General features: G+C 58.4%; 4 protein-coding genes. All 4 read right to left on the reverse strand.

Annotation, left to right across the window (positions count from 1 at the left end; all coding sequences use genetic code 11):
- On the reverse strand, positions 1–653 hold a 653-nt coding region (locus BMZ40_RS18965), incomplete at its 3' end, for an esterase/lipase family protein (protein WP_218143802.1).
- Positions 650–967, reverse strand: coding sequence for a hypothetical protein (locus BMZ40_RS18970; protein ID WP_092379677.1), 318 nt, complete (start codon positions 965–967; stop codon positions 650–652). The genes BMZ40_RS18970 and BMZ40_RS18965, both read right to left, overlap by 4 nt.
- The gene (locus tag BMZ40_RS18975) at positions 960–1874 is read right to left on the reverse strand and encodes a DUF4123 domain-containing protein (RefSeq protein ID WP_177193284.1); all 915 of its coding nucleotides are present in this window, start codon (positions 1872–1874) and stop codon (positions 960–962) included. Before BMZ40_RS18975 ends, BMZ40_RS18970 begins: the two co-directional genes overlap by 8 nt.
- On the reverse strand, positions 1867–2439 hold a 573-nt coding region (locus BMZ40_RS19765; RefSeq protein ID WP_425429378.1), incomplete at its 5' end, for a bacteriophage T4 gp5 trimerisation domain-containing protein. The genes BMZ40_RS19765 and BMZ40_RS18975, both read right to left, overlap by 8 nt.

The following is a 2439-nucleotide window of genomic DNA, read 5'->3' on the forward strand; positions in this document are numbered from 1 at the left end:
TGCACGACGCCCAGGACTTTCTTGGCCAAGGCTTCCCCGCCCTCTCCGGCCAGGGCATAGCGCGTCACCAGTCCACCCATGGAGTGGGAGATGATAATGACCTTGTCCGCTTTGACTTTTTCCAGAATAAACTGTCGCAGGAGAGTCCCGGACACTTCGCACGAATCCACCCAGTCAAATCCAAAGGCATAAACCGGCAAATCCAGAAATACCTTCAGCGGCGTCTTCCAGTCATGCAGGCCGCCGAGCAGTTTTCCGAAAAAGTCCCAGGCCAGGCCGGTCCACCCGCGCTCTTCGGCTTTGGGATACTTCTTGAGGATTTCTGGGTCCCCTTGGTCCATGACTTTGCGGCCTTTCTTGATGAGAAGCTTGTAGCGCTTCTCCGGGGCGCACCAAAAGTACGCGTTTGACATGAAATACAAATCATCTGGATCCCATACGGGCTCATCGTCCAAATTGCTCAACCTCGACGCCATGACCCCCGGCACCACCACTATGGCCACGGTCTGCCGCTTGACCCGAAAAACATGGGTCCGGTTCACTTCGCAGTTGGAGGCGACGCGAGGCTTGAACATTTCCTGCGGCGTCTTTTCGTAGATTCTGGGGGCGACGTATCCATCCTTGGCATGTTTGATCCGGACCATTTTTTTCATGGCAGCACCTTCTGGTAGGCGGGTTCTTCGTAAAGGTTCACATGGGCTTCGCTGTCCTGGCAGAAAAAGTGGTCTATGGTCACATCATTGGTCGGCACTCCCTGCGGATCGAGCCAGACGACATTGTGGACCAGCGACAAGGGAGCGGCGTTTGTCTCGGAACCCGAAACCGGAAAACACGTAAACAGCTCCAAGCCACTGGCAGGGATGGCCGCCCGCGCCGAATCGGCTGCCGGTTCTTCCTCTCCCTGTGATTCCAGCACAAAGGCGATCCAGTACTCTTTCGGACAGTCCAGACAGATGGGTTCAGCCACGATAACCTCCCTGGGTGCAGATATTGCGCATGGCGGCGACGGCCGCGTCTTCGTTGACGATCCTGGCGGTAAAAGGCTTGAGGGCGGGGATAGATTCGGTGTCGGGAAAGGATTCCCCGTGGAGCAGGCAGCAGCGGATGAACAGTTCAAGGGCTTGTTCGCTGGACAATCCAAGGGCGAGCCCCCTTTGCACATGACGGACGGTGAAGGCCAGGAGCGGTTCATCCCCTGGCGGCAGGGGCAAAGACGCATCCGGCGTCGGGCCGCACAGGGAGAAGACGATATTGCGGGCCAGAATCTGGGCGCGGCCTACCCGGAAGACTTCGGCATGGCGTGCGCCAAATATGTACCACGGGCAGGGATGGACAGGCCGGGGAGCGTCCGGGTTTTCGGGGGCATGGTCGATGCGGGCCCAGCCCTCCGCGCTCGTGCGGGTCAGGACCAGCCGCGCCGGACCCAGAAGCAAAGGGGCTTCTTCGGGCATGGCGGCGCAGATACGCTCCAGGATGCGCCCATCCCAGATGCGAAAGATGAGATTTTTCCCTTCCGTCTTGACCAGCAGCAAGCTGCGCAGATGGGCCAATACATCTTCGATCGGGGCATCTGAAGCCACGACCATGCCCCAGCCCCTCGGATCGTGTTCTTCGAGCCAGTCCAGGATCAATGAACCGGGCGTCACGGGAAGGATACGGGGGGAGAGTTCGTGCATGTGCTCAAGGCGAGAATCAAGAAAGAGCAGCGTCTTTTTCGTATCGGGTTCCAGGGCGTAGAGGCGCGCAAGGGCATCCGGATGACATCCGGGGTCCAGAACAAGCCATGCGCTCCAGCCTTTGTTCCGGATTTCTTCAAGCACGGCTTTGGGATCAAAAACCTGTCGCACCACTTCATTCATCCGTAATTCATGCATCTTCGGACTCCTGTTCCATGGGACATTCATTGATGACAGGCTCGTCCAGTTCACGGGCCTGATCGAAGATCACTTTTTGGCAGAATGGCACCTGCCCTTCCTCGGGAAGAAGGCTGTCCGTCGGCAAAAGCGGCCTCGCCCCCGAGCCTGAGCCCGGACTTCCGCCGGAGTTGATCCCGACCTTGGCTCCGACAATGGTCACTCCGGAAGGGTCGAGCCGGATGAAGCTGGCGCCCGCCTTGACGGTCAGTTCCGTGCCGGCCTCAAGCACCGCCTTGCTTCCGGCCCTGATGTGGACTTCGTCGCCGCTGCGCAGCAGCCATTTGTCGCCGAACCGGCTATGGCTGCTGGCCTTGACCGTCAGGTGGTCGTCGGACAGGAGCTCGATCTTGCGGTCCTTTTCCACCGTCTGCTGATCTTCGCCCTTCACCACCGAATACGAAAAATTGTCCACGGTGCGATGCTGATCATGGAGGATGTGCTCCTTCCAGTCGTTCTTGACGTAGACATTCACGTCCTTTTCGGCATGAACATAGATTTCTTCCTGCCCTTTCTTGTCCTCGAT

Origin of the sequence: Desulfomicrobium apsheronum (genome assembly GCF_900114115.1) — a bacterium.
In the GTDB taxonomy this organism is placed as follows: domain Bacteria; phylum Desulfobacterota; class Desulfovibrionia; order Desulfovibrionales; family Desulfomicrobiaceae; genus Desulfomicrobium; species Desulfomicrobium apsheronum.

Excerpts from the sequence above, each read along its gene's own strand:
- BMZ40_RS18975 (WP_177193284.1), bottom strand. The coding sequence starts at position 1,874 with ATGCATGAATTACGGATGAATGAAGTGGTGCGACAGGTTTTTGATCCC.